The organism is Mycobacterium sp. NGS26, assembly GCF_059813025.1.
The window spans coordinates 1-380 of the sequence record NZ_JCALDU010000044.1; the positions used below are offsets into that span (position 1 = coordinate 1).

At 72.1% G+C, this 380-nt stretch carries 1 pseudogene; it reads right to left on the reverse strand.

Going from position 1 to position 380, the window contains the following annotated elements:
* Positions 1-290: pseudogene (locus AC5Y6X_RS24480) on the reverse strand (PPE family protein); the annotation flags it as partial.
* Between the last annotated feature and the right edge of the window lie 90 nt (positions 291-380).

Genomic DNA, 380 nt, shown 5'->3' on the forward strand with positions numbered 1-380 from the left:
CCCGCTGGGTGCCAGGTCCAGCCGCCGGCGCCCAGGGCGGCGAATTGCGGTGTGACGAAGAACGCGCCCTGGGCACCGGCCGTGGTTCCCACCGGGCCGTTGAACAACTGCTGCCCGATGGCCGTCCCAAAGGCGGCCAGGCCATTCGACTGATAGGGCAGGCCGGTCATCCGCTTGAGGACCGTGTCGTAGTTGGCGGGGCTGAGCTTCCACCAAGGCGTATTCGGGTTGGGGATCCCCACCGTGCCGGGGGCCTGCGTGGCGGTGGTCGACGCCAGTTGTGGGGTCATGCTCGCGACGGTTTGCCCGGAGTTGCCGGCCGGGGTGGCCTGGGCCTGCGCGACCGCCACGGCCTGGTCGGCCGGGGCCTGCGGGGTGGC